Origin of the sequence: Bacteroides sp. ET489, assembly GCF_030518095.1 — a bacterium.
In the GTDB taxonomy this organism is placed as follows: domain Bacteria; phylum Bacteroidota; class Bacteroidia; order Bacteroidales; family Bacteroidaceae; genus Bacteroides; species Bacteroides ndongoniae.
The window spans coordinates 24,403-41,702 of sequence record NZ_JAULLJ010000017.1 but is presented as its reverse complement, the minus strand read 5'-3'; the positions used below and the strand labels follow the sequence as shown (position 1 = coordinate 41,702).

At 47.3% G+C, this 17,300-nt stretch carries 10 protein-coding genes and 1 pseudogene; 3 read left to right on the top strand and 8 right to left on the bottom strand.

The window, feature by feature from the left end; genetic code table 11:
* Positions 1-80 precede the first annotated feature (80 nt).
* Positions 81-713 (bottom strand): annotated as a pseudogene (locus Q3C19_RS10840) (HAD family hydrolase); the annotation flags it as partial.
* 155 nt (positions 714-868) lie between these two features.
* Here Q3C19_RS10840 and Q3C19_RS10835 point away from each other — a divergent pair.
* On the top strand, positions 869-2,635 hold the full coding sequence (locus Q3C19_RS10835) for a glycoside hydrolase domain-containing protein (protein ID WP_302729246.1): 1,767 nt from the start codon (positions 869-871) through the stop codon (positions 2,633-2,635).
* Positions 2,636-2,766: 131 nt separating this feature from the next.
* On the opposite strand, the gene Q3C19_RS10830 is transcribed toward Q3C19_RS10835, so the two are convergent.
* The 7 genes from Q3C19_RS10830 to miaA all read right to left on the bottom strand — a co-directional run bounded on the left by Q3C19_RS10830 (position 2,767) and on the right by miaA (position 11,539).
* Complete coding sequence (locus Q3C19_RS10830; protein WP_071150089.1) at positions 2,767-3,279, bottom strand: C40 family peptidase; 513 nt, start codon at positions 3,277-3,279, stop codon at positions 2,767-2,769.
* Positions 3,276-4,049, bottom strand: coding sequence for an ABC transporter ATP-binding protein (locus tag Q3C19_RS10825; RefSeq protein ID WP_022162587.1), 774 nt, complete (start codon positions 4,047-4,049; stop codon positions 3,276-3,278). Before Q3C19_RS10825 ends, Q3C19_RS10830 begins: the two co-directional genes overlap by 4 nt.
* Before the next feature lie 69 nt (positions 4,050-4,118).
* On the bottom strand, positions 4,119-5,609 hold the full coding sequence (locus Q3C19_RS10820; protein WP_302729244.1) for a DUF5687 family protein: 1,491 nt from the start codon (positions 5,607-5,609) through the stop codon (positions 4,119-4,121).
* A 257-nt stretch (positions 5,610-5,866) separates the two neighbouring features.
* Complete coding sequence (locus Q3C19_RS10815) at positions 5,867-8,707, bottom strand: pitrilysin family protein (protein ID WP_302729242.1); 2,841 nt, start codon at positions 8,705-8,707, stop codon at positions 5,867-5,869.
* An 86-nt stretch (positions 8,708-8,793) separates the two neighbouring features.
* A complete protein-coding gene (gene kdsA, locus Q3C19_RS10810; RefSeq protein ID WP_022162583.1) occupies positions 8,794-9,606 on the bottom strand; it encodes a 3-deoxy-8-phosphooctulonate synthase in 813 nt (270 codons plus the stop codon).
* Between the two features lie 77 nt (positions 9,607-9,683).
* A complete protein-coding gene (locus tag Q3C19_RS10805) occupies positions 9,684-10,610 on the bottom strand; it encodes a diacylglycerol kinase family protein (RefSeq protein ID WP_071150086.1) in 927 nt (308 codons plus the stop codon).
* A gap of 11 nt (positions 10,611-10,621) precedes the next feature.
* Entirely contained in the window at positions 10,622-11,539 is a 918-nt protein-coding gene (gene miaA / locus Q3C19_RS10800) for a tRNA (adenosine(37)-N6)-dimethylallyltransferase MiaA (RefSeq protein WP_022162581.1), read from the bottom strand.
* Positions 11,540-12,849: 1,310 nt separating this feature from the next.
* Between miaA and Q3C19_RS10795 the strand changes: the two genes are divergently transcribed.
* Positions 12,850-15,807, top strand: coding sequence for a helix-turn-helix domain-containing protein (locus tag Q3C19_RS10795; protein WP_302729238.1), 2,958 nt, complete (start codon positions 12,850-12,852; stop codon positions 15,805-15,807).
* Between the two features lie 165 nt (positions 15,808-15,972).
* Positions 15,973-17,286: a glycoside hydrolase family 43 protein gene (locus Q3C19_RS10790; RefSeq protein ID WP_302729288.1), complete on the top strand. Its 1,314-nt coding sequence runs from the start codon at positions 15,973-15,975 to the stop codon at positions 17,284-17,286.
* The last annotated feature ends 14 nt before the right edge of the window (positions 17,287-17,300 follow it).

The window sequence follows — 17,300 nt, the reverse complement described above, 5'->3', positions numbered from 1 at the left end:
GCTGTTAAAGATAGTCTGTCAGGGGATGTAAGCAGACGCAGTTTGTTATTTCTTTTCGTATCAGTTCCGGCTTTTCTTCAGAGCAGTTCTTCCAGCGACGACATGATGCAGACGTGCGGATAGCAGGCCAGCTCGTGGGCTGTGGTTACTCCGTGTGTCACTCCGGCAAAGTCTACTCCTGCCGACTGGGCTGTTTCGGCATCGACGGTGCTGTCGCCGATGTACAACACCTGTGTTTTGTCGGCCTGCAGCCGCTCAATGGCATACAGCAGTCCTTCGGGCGAGGGCTTGGGTTGTTTCACGTCTTCGCCGCCTACGATGATGTCGATTACCCCGTCGGGCAGGTGATGGTCGAGCAGTTCTTTGATGCGGTAGCGGTATTTGGTCGAGATGATTCCAACGTTGGCGCCTGCGTTTTTCAGGGCAGTCAGTGTCTGGATGGTTTCGGGGAAAAGAAACGTATTGGCAGTCATGTAGACGTCGGCTTCCTTGACATACTGTTTTCTGAATTCTTCCAGGCGTTCGCTGTCGGTTACGCCGGTCAGGATGGTGAACGATTCTTCCAGCGTCTTGCCGATGGTCCGTTTGATGGTCGTGTCGGCTACCTGAAGATAACCGTTCCGTTGCAGCACATGCTGAAAGCAGGTGACGATGCCGCGCGAGGAGTCGGCAAGTGTATAGTCGAAGTCGAACAGATAAGTAGAGTAATTCATTGGTCGCTTTTTGTGGCAAAGGTAGTGATTTTGTTTTTCTTTTGGCAGATTAGCTTTATCTTTGTCTGCCAGACGGACCATTTCGTCTGTCCAGTGGCATCTGCACGTATGATAGGTGCTGGCTTTACTATAACCTGTAATTATCTATATTTGTTATGAAAAAAATCTTTCTTTTTGTGTTGGCGCTTTGTAGCTTGTATGCCGGTGCCCAGCAGGCGGATCGCTTTCCGCTACATCAGTTCGATGAATTAACCGATACCAAGCCTCACGACGATGCAACAGTGTGGGAACAGCTGAAACAGACTGCCTGTTTCAGTTGGGGCAGTACAGATGTGCGTTACCGAAAACTGGATGTCCCCGACATCAGCCGGAAGAGTTCGCTCCGTCTGAAAGGCTGGCGGGGCGAAAGAGTGAATGCGCAGGCTGTGCTTTGGACAAAAGCAGACTTGGGCAAGGTCAGGATAGAGGTATCCGACCTGACAAACGGCAAGCACCGGATTCCGGCATCGGCGGTCAAGGCAGGCTTTGTCAGATATGTCATGACCGACGAATTGAATAAGGACGGCCAGGGCGGATGCGGTCATCGGCCCAATAAAGCAGACTGGGACTCGTCTCTGGTGGCCGATATGATTGATATCAACCTGGAACTTCCGGTCAAAGCACGTACCACACAACCCATCTGGATGAATGTCTGGATTCCGTCCGACAGTCAGCCGGGCATCTATCGTGGTAAGTTGTCAGTGTCGGGCGAAAAGTTGGCCAAGCAGTCTCTCATGGTCGAGATAAAGGTGAGCAACCGGGTGTTGCCGGCTCCTGCAGACTGGAAGATGTATGTCGACTTGTGGCAGAATCCTTATGCCGTAGCCCGTTACTATCAGGTTCCGTTGTGGAGTAAAGAGCATTTCGATGCCATGCGTCCCATTATGCGAATGTTGGCCGATGCCGGGCAGCGGACTATTACTGCCAGCATTATGCACAAGCCTTGGGCCGGTCAGACACAAGACCATTATGACAGTATGATATTCCGGATGAAGCAACTGGACGGAACCTGGAAGTTCGATTATACGGTATTCGACAAGTGGGTCGATTTCATGATGAATGAGGTAGGAATTGATGACCTGATAAGCTGCTACACAATGGTTCCCTGGGACTTGAAGTTCGATTATTATGACCAGGCTACTAATCGGGTGCTTTTCGTTGAGGCTAAGCCGGGCGACCGTGCATATGCAGACTATTGGGGAACCTTCCTGAAAGATTTTGCGCGCCATCTTAAGGCAAAGGGATGGTTTGGAAAGACGGCCATTTCGATGGACGAGCGTCCTTTGAAAGACATGCAGGAAGCTATTAAAGTAGTGAAGGCTGCCGATCCCGGCTTCAAGATAATGCTTGCCGGCAACTATCATGCAGAGATTCAGTCCGATCTTTATTACTTGTGCATTCCTTACGGACAGGTATTCCCTCAAGAAGTCAAAGCCGAGCGCGAGCGGAAAGGTCAAATCAGTACATATTATACTTGTTGCACGGAAGCTTTCCCAAATATCTTTACGTTTTCATCGCCGGCCGAGGCAGCCTGGACTGCCATTCATGCAGTTGCAGGAGGTTATGATGGCTATTTGCGATGGTCTACCATGAGCTGGCCGCTTGACCCGTTGCGCGATTCCCGTTTCCGTACTTGGGCAGCAGGCGATACATACTGTCTGTATCCGGGACCTCGCAGTAGCATACGTTTCGAACGTTTGGTCGAGGGCTTGCAGTGCTGTGAGAAAATCCTGTTATTACGCGAAGAGCTGACTCGCCGGAAGGCGACCCGTGCGCTGGACAAACTGAACAGGCTTGTCGGAAACTTCATGCCCGGTAACAGCACGGCCAAGACTGCTGCCGCAGTGGTGAACGAACTGAACGATTATGTGAATAGTCTCTGACGCTTGAAACGTTTTTCGGGGATAGCATCGTCTGAGAGTTTGGTTGCAAAAGACTATTGTGTTATTGCATCAGTCGTAACAAACCGGTACATGGGGAAATGCAGAGAATCGTACCGAAACAGGCAGATGGTTTACTTTATTCTTCCGCCCCGAAGCCAGTGTCGGGAATAATAGTCTTCTTTCAGACTGCTTACGATTACCCCACGACTGGTGCTGGCATGAATAAACTTGCCGTTTTTCAGATAGATGCCTACATGAGCCACTTTTTTGCGCGAGGTGCGACTGGTGAAAAATACAAGGTCGCCCTCGCGCAAATTGCGTCGTGACACTTTCCGGCTTTCTTCCAGTTGGCCGGAAGTGCTGCGTGGCAAACGTATGTGGTAGACTTTTTTATAGAGTTGTGCTACCAGTCCCGAACAGTCCGTTCCACGCTTGCTGGTGCCGCCGGCACGATAGGGGGTGCCTATCCATTCGGCGGCTTGTATGTACAGCTGGTGGTTGTCGGTCCGTTCGATGTCCATACCCAGTTTGAGGGAAGCGCGGGCCAGAGATTGATAGTTCAGTCGGGGAGCCGACGTGTGGCACGAACTCACTCCGATAGCCAGAAGCAGGAGGCAGAGGGCATGGACGATGGACTGTTTCATTGCAATTCGGTTTGGTTATCTTGCTTTTCTTCGTTTTGCTGGCTGGCTTCTTCTTCCAGTTCTTCTTCGACACGGACATTGAAGTAGTCTTCCAGTTCTTTTTCTGCTGAATTGTTTTCGTTGTGGATGTCGCGGATGATGACACCGTGTTCCAGCAAAGCGATGCGTGGGCAGATGTCGACCGTGTGGTTCAGGTTGTGGCTGGAGATGATGACCGTGGCCTGATGTTCGTCGCTATACTTTTTCAGCAGATGCTTGATGACAGCCTGCGAACTGGGGTCGAGGAAGTTGAACGGCTCGTCGAGTATCAGCAACTGGGGATAGTGCAGCATGGCAGAGATGATGCCTATTTTCTGCTTGTTTCCCATGGAGTAGTTGCGTATGAACTTCTTTTGTCCCAGCACCTCGTTGTTCATAAAGCGTTCGAATGGTTTCAGCCGTTCGTCTACCTCTTCCTTCTTCAGACCGTACATTTTGCCGATGAAGTAGAAGTATTCTTCAGGAGTCAGGTAGTCGATCAGGAAACCGTCGTCGATGTAGGCTCCGGTTATGCTTTTCCAGTCCTCGCTTCGGGCTACGTTGATATCATTGATGGTGACTTCGCCTTGGTCGGCTTGCAGCAGGTCGAGGATAAGGCGGAATAAAGTAGTTTTTCCGGCGCCGTTGTTACCTACGAGACCCAGCATTTCGCCCTTCCCGATGGTGTAATTGTCTATGTTGACGGCTATTTTTTCGCCGAACTTTTTCTGTAAATTGGTAATCTGAATCATAGTTTGTTTTTAAGCTGGATAGTTGATGATGGGGATATCCGAAGAACTGTTTTCTATGGGATAGCCCGGTTATTTCTGTCGGCTGTCGCGGAAGCCTTCCATGTTTTTATACCGCCGTTTCATGAAGCGGTTGTAGACGTTGCGCAGCCAGTATCTCGAAGTCAGTATAAAGGCGAGTCCGATGGCTATGAATATCCATGCGGTTGTTGTTTCGCCTGTCAGGAAGTGCAGCAGGAAATATAGCAGCAAGGGGACTATGAATACAGCCGACGAAATCAGGTTCTGCATGCCTGTACCGACGTTTCGCTGAGTCATCTTGTTGTTCATGTCTACTGTCCGGTTGTTGTATACAGCCATCTGGAACATACCGAAGTACACAAAGCCGGGGATGAAGAAAAACCATGAAATGGCGGTGAGCAGTGTTACTTTGCCCATAATGATGGCGGGAATGATCATAACCAGCGGAATAACCTGTCCAATGCTATAGATGGCGTATTTGGCTTGCAGAAGTGAGTAAATGCTTTCCTTGCGGCTCATAAGCCCGTCTATATAGTTTCCTTCGTAGCCCATAATGGTACTCAGGAACAGAATGCCGAATAATGCAAAGTTGTACATAACCAGAAAATCTTTCATTCCTCCCTGATAGGCATCTGTGAAGGCAATGAGAGCACTGAATACCAGTACCACGCCACCGGCCGAATAGAGTCCGCGCTTACAGATTTTGTTGCGTAGCAGCATCTTCAGTTCCAGCTTCATGTATTCGCCCACCTGGCCGTAACGTTCCAGGAAACGGTATTCCGATACATGTTTTACCTGCACAGTCGTATCTTCTACTTTATTGATTTCGCCGTAAATCATCTTTCCGATTACATAGCGGTCTAACAGATAGAACAGAGCAATGATGGCCAAAGTTACGGCAAACGTCAGCCAGTTACCCAAAATGAAACCTTCGCCCACATTGATGCAGAAGTCGAATAGCGGACTTTCATCGGGAATGAAGAAGGCTGCTCCCAATGCGCCATAAACCAAGACCGGGAGTAAAAACCACCAGAAGCGTTCTCCCATAAGCATACGGCAAAGCAGGAACCAGTAGTTGTTGAGCAGCATTAGTAGCCAGATACCTATCAGATAGGTTAAGACTCCTGTTACTCCGTAGAAGCGGGCAATGGTCAGAATGGCAAACGGGACAAAGAAAAAGAACCAGAACAGATTGAATGAATCCAGACCGGAACGTATCAGCAGGCAGTCGATGAGCCGGCTTCGCTTAATGGGGAGCAGCATGTAGGGTTTGACTTCCTGCGAAGGTGTTTTTTGAAAAGGCAGGCGGATAACGAAATCGAGTGCAAGGATAAAAAGCAGTCCGCCGTTCAGTAAATGATAGGCTTCCTGTGCCCCTTCACTGAAAGCAAAGGCAAACGTTATGCCCAAAAAGATGAGATAGCCGGCCCAGAATACTACCATCAGATAGATCCAGAATTTGGCGAAGCGGCTTTTCTCGTACATGGGATTGCGCTGATTGGCAAGTTTGCCGTGGCGTCGGAGTTCTAAGAAAAGGTTCATTGTTTTTTAATAGGCAGTTATATACGATTTTAGAAAGAAGAAGGTGTGTCGAAAACGGACAATATTTTGTTGTTTCGACACACCCTCGTATGTTTGTGCTTGATTATCTTTTCAGATTATTCAACTTTCGCAAGCTCAAGTTACAGTTGACGAGTAACAAGTTGACGAGTTGACAAGGCATTTCCAACCTTGTAGACTTGTTGACTGAAGCCTTGTCAACTACTAAGTTGAGCATTTGCGAAACTTAAATTAGATTATTACTTCTCAGGCACTGTCATCACAACTGTAATCTTGTTACCTTGGTTAACCAAGTCGGCAGCAAATTTCTGTACGTCTTTGACGGTGATGCTGTTTACAGCTTCTTCGTAACCCTGAGTGTAATCTACACCTGTATAGAAGTATTCGTCCAGATTGTTCAGCCAGTAGCCGTTTTCTTTCTGGTTGTCTTTGTACTTCTTCAGCATGTATTCTTTGATCTTCTGCAGATGCTCTTCAGTCGGACCTTCGGAAGCCATCTTCTTCATTTGTGCGTCGATGATACCGTTCAGGTGATCTTTCTTGGCAGGGTCTGTCTGATAAACGATTTGCAGCATGAATTTCTCATTCGGATGTTTAGACAGTTGTCCGTAGCTGCTTACACCGTATGTACCACCTTCTTTTTCGCGAACTTCTTCAGTATAAACCATGTCAAGAGCCTGAGTCAGGAAGCTCATCAGAAGATTGTCTTTCAGATCATATTTGCACTTGCCGGAATAAAGCATGAATACGGTAGCCATCGGGGTTTGTTGTTCTTTGGCGTAAGTATTTTCCAGCATACCTTTGGCTATATCCATGTGGTTGTCGCGGAAGGTTTCTTTGCGTCCGGTCGAAGGCAGTGCGCCCAGATATTGCTCGATCAGCGGTTTTACCTTTTCGATGTCAACGTTACCTACCAGGAAGAAACGGAAGTCGCTGGCATCGGCAAAACGGTCTTTGTACATCTCGATGATGCGATCGTAGTTGATCTGGTCTACCATTTCAGGCTTCATGCTGAAGTAGCGTGGGTGGTAACCGTACATCATCTTCTGGATAGTATCGTTGATGCTGCTCAACGGATTCGATTCAGCACTTTCCAGTTGGGCTTTGATGCGGCTTTTCAGTGATGCAAAGGCATCCATATCCTTGCGGGGAGCTGTGAAGCTCAGGTAAGTAAGCTGCATCATGGTTTCGAAATCTTTGGGCGAGCAGCTTCCGGTGATGCCTTCTGTATTGGCACCGACTGCGGCGTTGACAGATACTTTCTTGCCAGCCAACATCTTGGTCAGGTCTACTTTGCTGAAGTTGCCAAGTCCACCAGCTTGTATGACACTGTTCAGGTAACTCATTTCGAGTTTATCATTATCGGGGAAGAGGCTTGTACCGCCCAGGCTTACGCCCTTCATCTGGATTTCGTCAGCTTTGAAGTCTGTCTTCTTGATGTAGACTTTCACACCGTTCGACAGGGTCAGTTCTGTTGTTCCGTAAATGGCATTCGTGTTTTCCGATACGATTTTGCCACCTTTCGGAGCTTCTTTCATCAGCGGTTCGTTGGATACTTTGTCAACATAAGCTTCTACCTTGAGGTCTTTCATGCCTTTCAGCTGTGCGACAACCTCTTCTTTGGTAGGACAAACAATTCCTTCTTTTTCAGGAGCAGCAATGAATACTACCTGGTTGTTGTCGGGCAGCAGACCGCCTTGCTGGATTGCCTGGTTGATGGCCATTACCGGGATGTTCGGAGCAATCTGATTCATGGTCGTATATTCGAATTCGATGCCGGGGATCGGTTCTGCCATCAGGAAGTGGTTGATATATTCGTTGACGTAAGAATCGTTTTTGGTCTTCTCGCGTTCATTGTAAGCCGATTCCAGACGTTGCAGGTAGTTGGCACGTGCGCGTTCGTATTCGCTTTCGGTGAATCCGTAGCGGCGTACGCGTTCCAGTTCGGTCAATCCGGCTTTCAGGGCTTCGTTAATGCCTTCTGCCTTGCTGCTGATGCTTAAAGTAAAGGCATCTTTGGTCTGTGCAAGGAAGTAATTTCCATAATAGCATCCGGCATAGATGAACGGAGGATTGGCAGACTGACGCAATTCGTTCAAGCGGGAGTTGAGCATGCTGGTAGTCATGCTAAGCATGTATTGCTGCAGCAGGTAAGCCATGTTCCCTTTAATGGAGTCGGGTGTCGGGTCTTGCTTGAAGTAGATTTCGATAGTCGGGTCGTCAATTTCTTTATCCTTACCGATGTAAACCAAAGGTTCCTGGTTGTCGGCTACCGGATAATAAACACGTTTGGCCGGGTTGACGGGCTTCTTCACGTCAGCAAATACTGACTTGATTTTGGCTTCCATCTGGTCAACGTCTATGTCACCCACAATGATGATTCCCTGCAGGTCGGGACGATACCATTTGGCGTAATAGTCGCGGATAGCCTGATAGGGGAAGTTGTCAATGACATCAATGCTTCCGATAGGCATACAGTCTGCATATTTGTCTCCCGGGTACATAACTGCCTGGGCTTCGGTGTACAGACGCATGATGCCGCTGTTCCGGCTACGCCATTCTTCGTGAATGACGCCGCGCTCTTTATCGATTTCTTTGTCTGACAGCAGTACGGCGTTGCTCCAGTCATGCAGAATGAGCAAGCAGGAGTCTACTACGCTTTGATCATCAGTAGGCACATTGCTGATGCGATAAACAGTCTGGTCTACTGAAGTATAGGCATTGAGGTTCACACCAAACTTGATACCTTTGGTTTCGCACCACTGTACGATGCCCAGTCCTTTTTCATCGCCCGGGAAGTTCTTGGTTCCGTTGAAGGCCATGTGCTCCAGGAAGTGAGCCAGACCACGTTGTTGTGGTTCTTCAAGGATAGAACCTACTTTTTGAGCAATGTGGAATTCGACACGATGCTCGGGCAGGGCGTTGTGGCGGATGTAATAGGTCAGACCGTTGTCAAGATGTCCGATACGTACATCTTTATCTACCGGGATGGGAGGCATCTGCATCTGAGCCGATGCCAGTTGGAAACTGCCGCATAACATGATAACGGCAAATCCTAATTTACGAAATAGATGTTTCATTTCTTTTTGTAATTAAGTTGTTTTCTGACTTATCTGTCGGAAAGAAAAGCGATAAATCACACAGAAGCCTAAAAATATTTTGGAATTTAGTCTTCTGTTTCTTTAATGGCTTTCCTTATTCTTACTAATTTGGTGAGCAGTCCTTCCAGCAAGTCCAGCTTCAGCATGTTCGCACCGTCGCTCTTGGCTACAGCCGGATTCTCGTGTGTTTCGATGAACAGCCCGTCTACTCCTACTGCAATACCAGCTTTAGCCACTGTTTCAATAAGCTGAGGCATTCCTCCGGTTACTCCACTGGCTTGATTCGGCTGCTGTAAGGAGTGGGTAGCATCAAGGATTACTGGGAAGCCGAACGATTGCATTTCAGGAATACCCCGATAGTCTATTACCAAATCCTGATAGCCGAAGGTAGTACCGCGTTCGGTCAGCATGACGTGTTTATTGCCGGCTTCAATCACTTTTTCGGCGGCAAAACGCATGGCAAGCGGCGACAGGAATTGTCCTTTTTTGATGTTGATGGTCTTACCCGTCTTGGCTGCAGCTATCAGCAGGTCCGTTTGCCGGCAAAGGAAAGCAGGAATTTGCAGAATGTCAACGTATTCGGCTGCCATTTCTGCTTCGTCGGCTGCATGGATGTCTGTTACAGTCGGTACGCCGAACGTATCGTGTACTTTTTTGAGTATCTTCAGGGCTTTTTCGTCGCCGATTCCCATGAATGAGTCCAGACGCGAGCGGTTGGCTTTCCGATAAGAGCCTTTGAACACGTAAGGTATCTGTAACTTTTCGGTGATGCCCACAATGCGTTCTGCAATGCGCAAGGCCATTTCTTCTCCTTCAATTACACAAGGACCGGCAATCAGGAAAAAGTTGCCGGCAGGATTGTTTTTTAGTTCTATCATAATAAGTTCTAATATCTGTCTTTGTAATAAGACTTATTTAATTTGCTTTTTATTAGCTGAAATAGTATGGCTTACTGTCAATTGGGGATAATCAGCGTGATAGCTTCATGCAACACTCCGATATCCAACGGGAAGTGGCGGTCGAGAATTCGTCCGTCCAAATCGACAGAAGCGTTTTGAGCCCGCAATACTTTGACTTTCTGAGTCCGGTAGGGTCTGACTACTTTGTGGTTGAGGATTCGTCCCTGGATAAGCATCCACAATCCGGACCAAAGTTGCAGTAATTCCGGACGATAGATGACCGATACATCCAGCCATCCGTTATAAGGAACGGCACTGGGGGCTTGTCCATATCCCCATGCGCTGCCTATGCATACGGTCATGATGCGTCCGCGGATGTGCTCGCCGTTGATTTTCAGATGCATCCGATAGAGCTTGCGTTCGAATATGATGGAAAGCAAGGCCATGAAGTACGACAGGGCTTTTACTCCCCAGAAACGCTTACACTGGTCGGTGATTTTTACGATACGTGCTCCCAGTCCGATATTGATGGCATTCAGAAAATAGCGGGTCTGATGCTTTTCACCATCATAATAGTAGCAGGTACCGACGTCTATCTTGCGTCGTCTGCCTTCGATGAGGTAGTCCACGGCCTCTTTGTACTCGGAGCCGATGTCCCAATATTTGGCAAAGTCGTTCCCGATGCCATTGGGGATGATTCCGATGGCAATGTTTTCCTTGTCTTCTGCGTCGGAGTGCATAATGCCGTTGATGGCATCGTTCAGTGCGCCGTCTCCCCCTACGATGACAATGGTGCGGTAGCCGTTGTTTGCCAGTATGCCAGCCAGCCGTTCCACGGACCCGAATCCTTCGGATTGTACATAGTCGTAAGACACACCTTTACTGTCCATGTACTCTTTGATTTCTTTCCATCGTTTTTGGACTTTCCGTGTTCCGGCTTTGGGGTTATATATGATTCCCCATTTATTGGGTTCTACGCTCATGAGTCTCTTTTTTATTGTTCGATTAATTGGGTTACAAATGCTATTTTCTCTTCCATACTCCATTGGGCATTCATCCAGTGGATGGTAAATCCACGGCGTTCCATGCCTCTGAACCATGTCATCTGCCGTTTGGCAAACTGATGGATGGCTATTTCCAGGTCGTGGAACATCTGTTCGTAAGTCAGTTCTCCTATGACGTACAGAGTCAGGTATTTATATTCCAGACCATAATAAATGAGGTCCTCAGGTTTGATACCTTTCTTTATCAAGTCGCGTACTTCTTCCACCATTCCTTCTTCGAGCCGCTGTTGCAGGCGTCGTGTTATTTTTTCACGGCGCAGTTCGCGGTCAATGTCTATTCCCACAATCAGACTGTTCAGTTGCGGAAAAGCCCGTTCGTCTACTGGTGTATGTGCGTAATACTCTTCTATTTCGATGGCGCGTATGGCACGTTTGGCGGTGTCAACGTCGGTCGTATTGTGCAGGGTTTTATATTGTTTCAATATCTCGGTCAGTTCATCGAGCGATTTGCCGTTCAGCCGTGCGCGCAGTTCCGGGTTCTCAGGAACAGGGAGCAGGCGGTAACCTTTTAATACCGACTCCAGATACATGCCTGTACCTCCGCACATGATGGGCAATTTGCCTTTGAGCCTGACGGTTTCGTATGCTTTCAGAAAATCGCGTTGGTATTCGAATACGTTATATTTATATCCCGGCTCGGCTATGTCGATAAGGTGGTATGGGATCTGCTTGCCGTTTACGGTATAGTCGGCCAGATCTTTTCCGGTGCCAAGGTTCATTTCTTTGTAAATCTGGCGCGAATCGGCACTAATGATTTCCGTATCCAGTCTGCTGGCCAAAGCGGCTGCAAATTGGGTTTTTCCGGAAGCGGTCGGGCCTAAAATGGCTATTAAATCATAATCGGACATATTTGATTACATAGTTTAGGCTTCAAAGATAAGCAAAAGGACGTGAAATCTGTGTACTTGACTGTTAAAAAGGTGTTATGCGAAATATTTTCTTTGTGGTTCAAGGTCGAAATTCTGATGTGGATTACGGCTATGGGGTACTAACGTAACTTTGGTTATTGCCGGTTTGATTCGCTTGGAAAAGTGTGTGGGAATGATGATATTCGTTCCAAAAAGTGTAGCCAATTCTATTTATTCGCTTGAAAAAATGTAATGGGACGCTTGCCCAGATATGTTATGAACAGTCGGAAGGGGTTCGGATTAGTGGAAAGAGGCTTGTATAAAACACTTGTATTGCTCCTGAACAACACTTGTACGGCTCGCGTTCCACACTTGCACGGCTCGCGAGCGACACTTGTGTGCTAGAAATGTTTACTCGTGGTGGGTGAAACATCGCTTGTTGCCGGAATGTGGCAGACTGTGGTTTCACCCACCACTTGATTTTATTCTTTCCGAAATTGCTTTCACGCCTTCACGCACGGTTTAAGTATTGATATACAGTATGATATGGTGAATCTTCATCTTTCACAATTGTTGCATTGAGGTTTTCACCACATGATAACAGGATGGCTGTATAAACCGTCTGTTTTTTCCCAGTTAGGAAAAAATTTTTTTCTAACTAGGCAATTATTTTTTCCTAACTGGGGAAAAATAATTGCAAGACTGGCATCAGCTTTCACCTCTTTTGAGAAAATTCATTCTGTCCGTATTTTTTTTGCCATAACCAAGTCAGTTTCCCGTATATCTTTCACCACAGTCCATTCATACCTATCTGCTTAAGGTGAAACTTCAACCCCCAAAACTCAGCCAAACGAAATAATAAAAAATAAAATCCGCGTTTATCCGCTCCATCTGTGTCGTCCGCGTATCCATCTTTCACCGCAAACATTTCATTATTAAGATATTACGGTGAAACCTCATCCTGCAAGCTGGTGAAAAAAACACAGCTACTCTGCCGGTGACACCAGCCGTGAAACCTTGCTTTCACCGGAACACATTTGTAATGAATGCGTTACGGTGAAGTGAAAGCGTGAAGGCGCTTTCGGGGAAATAAAATCCAAAGTAGGGTGAAAGCATGAGTAATGTGGCCGTTGAACATGCTAAAGTCCCTCTTTGGCGGCGTAAAGTGCCTCTTTGGCAGGCTAAAGTGGCACTTTAGATGCCTTGCTGATAATCGGTGAACAGATTTTTGGGAAATTGATTTTTGTCGCATCGGAGTGGAAAAACAAAGATTTTTCCGTAAGTTTGCTGCATCAAATGGAAAATAAAATATGTTGGTTATAACAGGGAAAAAAGGGGAATGTGTGGTAGCAGGCAGTCGATGGTGTGCCGTATGGAGATTGGTATGCCTGGCATGTCTGCTTGCTGTTGCTTTACCAGTTTTCCCGGAAAAGCATTACGCTTTTACTCCGATAGGCGCTTCGCAAGGGTTATCGAGTAACAAGGTGAGAAACATTGCCCAGCTGCCCGACGGACGTATGATGATTATGACGGAAGGCCAACTGAACATTTACGATGGAACAAGCTTCAGCTATTTGCACTATGACCAAAGGCACTTTTGCCGTTTGTCCGAGTATTCGGGGTTTCACCATTCTTATATAGATGATAGCGGTTACGTCTGGATCAAGAATCAGTATACATTCATGGTGGTTGATATCGGGCGTGAACAGTTTGTGGAACGTCCGGACAGTTTGCTGGCACAGTGGGGAATAGATACTCCGGTGAAAGATCTGTTTATGGATAAGGAACAGACGTTGTGGCTGATAAACGGACGTGACGAGCTGCTTCGGCTTGGCAAAGACAAGCGGGAGCCATCAGTTTTCATGCGGAATGTTTCAGGAAGTGATGACCAGCTTTATGATTTGGGTGTGCTCGAAGGCAAGCTGTATCTGTTTTACCGTTCCGGTACGCTGGTCTGCCACGATCTTGCATCAGGGAAAGAACTTTATCGGCTCGAACAGCCCGAGGGGCTGCCGGCGGGGCACTATGGAAATACGTCGTATGTTGTGCAGGGTGAGCATTCTTTCTATCAGTTATGCAACGGATATTCGGGTGGAATAATGTTGAATTATGATGTCGACAAAAAGAACTGGGAAGTAGTGATGAGTACGGATGCCTGGTTCAACTATTTGTCTATTGACCGGGACAAAAGCATCTGGGTCAGTGGTCCGGAAGGTCTGATCAATATCTCGGTTGATTTGAAAAAGAAACAATATATCCCTACCTTAAAGCTGGTAGACGGACAGAAGATTGATACAGAGGTAAGTACCTTTTATAACGACCGTCAGGGAGGCATGTGGATAGGTACACTGAACCGCGGTCTGTTCTATTATCATCCGAACCGGTTCCGCTTTCAGAATATCGGCAAGGCTTTGTTTCCTCTGTCGGACGAGGAAGCAGTGGCTGTGAAGGGATTTGCTGAGACTGCTGCCGGGAAGATAATAGTCAGATCCAATGATCAGGATTATCTTTTTGTTCCCTCGCTTGGGGAATTGTCCGTTTGTCGGGAAAGACTTCCTTTTGCCGATGCAATACCGGACCTGAAGATACAGGAGACTGACGAAGCTATCCTTCAGACGGTCGTTGCAGGCCGCGATACGTTGGCCGGCATTACGCGTCACGGATGGTTTGTCAGTGACAGGCGAAGTGGGAAGACCGATTTCTATCCGTCTTGTCATCCTTGCCATGCGATAGCCGATGCCGGACAAGGATGTTTCTGGATAGGATTGGAAGACGGACTTATGTTGTGGGAGGCGGTTACGGGTCGGCAACGTATCTTTTATACGTCGGATGGTCTGGTGAACAACTCCGTACGTTCTGTTATCCGTACTTCCGATGGTGCGGTGTGGATTTCGACGGCTAACGGCATCAGCAGACTGACGGTTCAACGGACGGCCAATGACACGCTGTACACTTTTGTGAATTTCAATAGCTTTGATGGGGTTATAGCCAATGAGTTTTGTGAGCGTTCTGTCTTCGAGGCTTCGGACGGAACGTTGTACTGGGGTGGAATTGATGGCTTCAACCGTCTGAATCCTTCGTCCGTGGTAGAAGAACCGACAACTTATTTCCCTTTGTTCGTGGGTTTTAGCCTTTTTGGTGAGCGGATAGAGAGTGGCAAGGCATATCATGGAAATGTGATATTGGAGCGTCCGATGACGGTGACTCGTGATATTGTGTTGGAGCATGACCAGAATTTCTTTACCATAGAGTTTTCGGCCATGAACTATGCAAACCCTACACAGACCTATTACCGCTATCAGCTGGAGGGCATCGACAAGGCGGAACGCGAGATTCACTCGGCCGACGGCAAGGGATATGCGACGTACACTGATTTACCTTCCGGAGATTACGTCTTCAAGGTGCGTGCGGCAGGTAATGACAAGACTTGGACGGAGCATTATGCCCAGCTTCATATTCTGGTGAAAACTCCCTTTTGGCGTACCGGATATGCTATTACGATCTATGTGCTTCTGCTGGCAGGAAGTGTCTGTCTGCTTCTCATGGGGTATATCAAGCGCAAACGTCGTATTCTGGTACGCGAACAGAAAGAACGGTTGGACGAGATGAAGACTACATTTCTCCAAAACATCAATCAGGAACTGGAAGAGCCGATTAAAAAGATTGCTGTCCCGTTGGACTCCTTATTAAAACATACGGATGAGGGGAGGGATAAGATTCAGTTGCAAGTCATACAGCAGAATGTCTCCGAGTTGAAGTCTGTAGTGAGTCAGCTTTCCGAAGGTGTATTGTTGCCGCTTCCTGCCGATGAGAGTTCGTTGAAGCTGGAAGAACTGCTGGTTGATATGCGGCGGTTGCTGGAGCAGCAGGAAGTTCGGAAGGAGCAGTTGCGTACGGCATCGGAGGAGCAGGCCGACGAACAGACGCTGCTGACCGATGTTGACGAAGCGTTTATACGAAAGGCATTGCACTTTGTCGAATTGAACCTGAATAATCCGGAGTATTCCGTAGAAATATTGAGCCACGACATGGGAATGGATCGCACCGGATTGTATCGGAAGTTGGTGGCTGTGGTTGGAAAAACTCCGACAAACTTCATCCGTTCCGTTCGTTTGAAACGTGCCGCCCGATTGCTGGAACAGGGCTATACGGTGGCCGAAGTAACCGATAGCGTAGGTTTCAGTACATCGAGTTATTTCAGTAAGTGTTTTCAGGAAGAGTTTGGTGTGCGGCCTTCGCAGTACGTCAATAGCATAAGGAATAAGTAAATAAAGTGCCTTTTTCAACGAGAGTGTTGTTTGTTTCAACATTTGTATCCCCCTTCTACAGCTGTTTTTCACTAATTTTGCTCCAGTTGTTAAATCAATTACATCTATATCATGGAAAGAGTAAAATTAGGAATTGCCGGATTGCTTTTAGGTGTGTCCGGGTTGATGATGGCACAAAATGCCAATAGTGAGTGGCCCAAATTGAATATGCCCATTATTCAGACTAAATATACGGCCGATCCAGCACCGATTGTTTATAACGATACGATTTATCTTTACACAAGTCACGATGAAGACGATGCCGAGAACTTCAAGATGCAGAACTGGCTGCTCTATACTTCGACCGATATGGTGAATTGGCAGGATCGCGGACCGGTGGCATCCTTACGCGACTTTAACAAGTGGTATAAAGGAGACAATGGTGCTTGGGCTATCAGCGTGGTCAACCGTAACGGAAAGTGGTACATGTATTGCCCGATACACGGTCATGGCATCGGCGTGTTGGTGAGCGATTCTCCTTTCGGACCATTCAAGGATCCTATTGGAAAGCCTTTGGTTTGGCAAAGAGAGCATTGGGACGACATCGACCCGACTGTATTTATTGATGATGATGGCCAGGCTTATATGTATTGGGGAAATCCTAATCTCTATTGTGTAAAACTTAACGAGGATATGATTTCTTATTCGGGCGACATTGTGAAACTTCCGAAGATACAAGACTATCAGGAAGGTCCCTGGTTCTACAAACGCAACGGACATTATTACCTGGCTTTTGCTTCCACCTGCTGTCCCGAAGGTATTGGCTATGCCATGAGCGACAGTCCTACGGGTCCGTGGGAGTATAAGGGTCACATCATGGATCATACGCCTCGCACTCGTGGCAATCATCCCGGTATTATCGACTACAAGGGCAAATCCTATTGCTTTGGCCAGAACTACGACATCTTCCGTTTCCAGACCAGCCGTCATGCCGAGCGTCGTTCGGTGTCGGCAGCCGAAATGGAATATAATGCCGATGGAACAATCAAGGAGCTGCCTTATTTCCAGGATTGTAAGCTGGAGCAGATAGAAAACTTCAATCCTTATCGGAAGGTTGAGGCTGAAACCATGGCATGGGGATATGGCCTGAAAACTACTCAAAAGAATCCTTGGGCACGCGATCGTTGGAATCAGTTAGTGACCGACATTGATGAAGGCGAATATCTGATGGTGAAAGGCGTTGATTTCAAGAAAGGGGCTTCTTCGTTTAAGGTTTCAGCTTCCTGCCATCTTTACGGCGGCTTTATGGAAATACGTCTTGACTCCAAGGAAGGTACTTGCATCGGTACTGTAAAGATTGACCATACCAAGGGCGAATTGCGCGAATTCGAGACTAAGCTGAAGAGTGTGCAAGGCGTACACGACCTGTATTTCGTATTCAAAGGTTCACCCATGCAGAAAGGTAACCTCTTTATGTTGGATTGGTGGGAAATTAAGTAATATATAAATAAGGT

Bases quoted from the DNA above. Each gene is read 5' to 3' on its own strand.
- Q3C19_RS10835 (WP_302729246.1), top strand. From the start codon at position 869: ATGAAAAAAATCTTTCTTTTTGTGTTGGCGCTTTGTAGCTTGTATGCC.
- Q3C19_RS10830 (WP_071150089.1), bottom strand. From the start codon at position 3,279: ATGAAACAGTCCATCGTCCATGCCCTCTGCCTCCTGCTTCTGGCTATC.
- Q3C19_RS10825 (WP_022162587.1), bottom strand. From the start codon at position 4,049: ATGATTCAGATTACCAATTTACAGAAAAAGTTCGGCGAAAAAATAGCC.
- Q3C19_RS10820 (WP_302729244.1), bottom strand. From the start codon at position 5,609: ATGAACCTTTTCTTAGAACTCCGACGCCACGGCAAACTTGCCAATCAG.
- Q3C19_RS10815 (WP_302729242.1), bottom strand. From the start codon at position 8,707: ATGAAACATCTATTTCGTAAATTAGGATTTGCCGTTATCATGTTATGC.
- kdsA (WP_022162583.1), bottom strand. From the start codon at position 9,606: ATGATAGAACTAAAAAACAATCCTGCCGGCAACTTTTTCCTGATTGCC.
- Q3C19_RS10805 (WP_071150086.1), bottom strand. From the start codon at position 10,610: ATGAGCGTAGAACCCAATAAATGGGGAATCATATATAACCCCAAAGCC.
- miaA (WP_022162581.1), bottom strand. From the start codon at position 11,539: ATGTCCGATTATGATTTAATAGCCATTTTAGGCCCGACCGCTTCCGGA.
- Q3C19_RS10795 (WP_302729238.1), top strand. From the start codon at position 12,850: ATGTTGGTTATAACAGGGAAAAAAGGGGAATGTGTGGTAGCAGGCAGT.
- Q3C19_RS10790 (WP_302729288.1), top strand. From the start codon at position 15,973: ATGATGGCACAAAATGCCAATAGTGAGTGGCCCAAATTGAATATGCCC.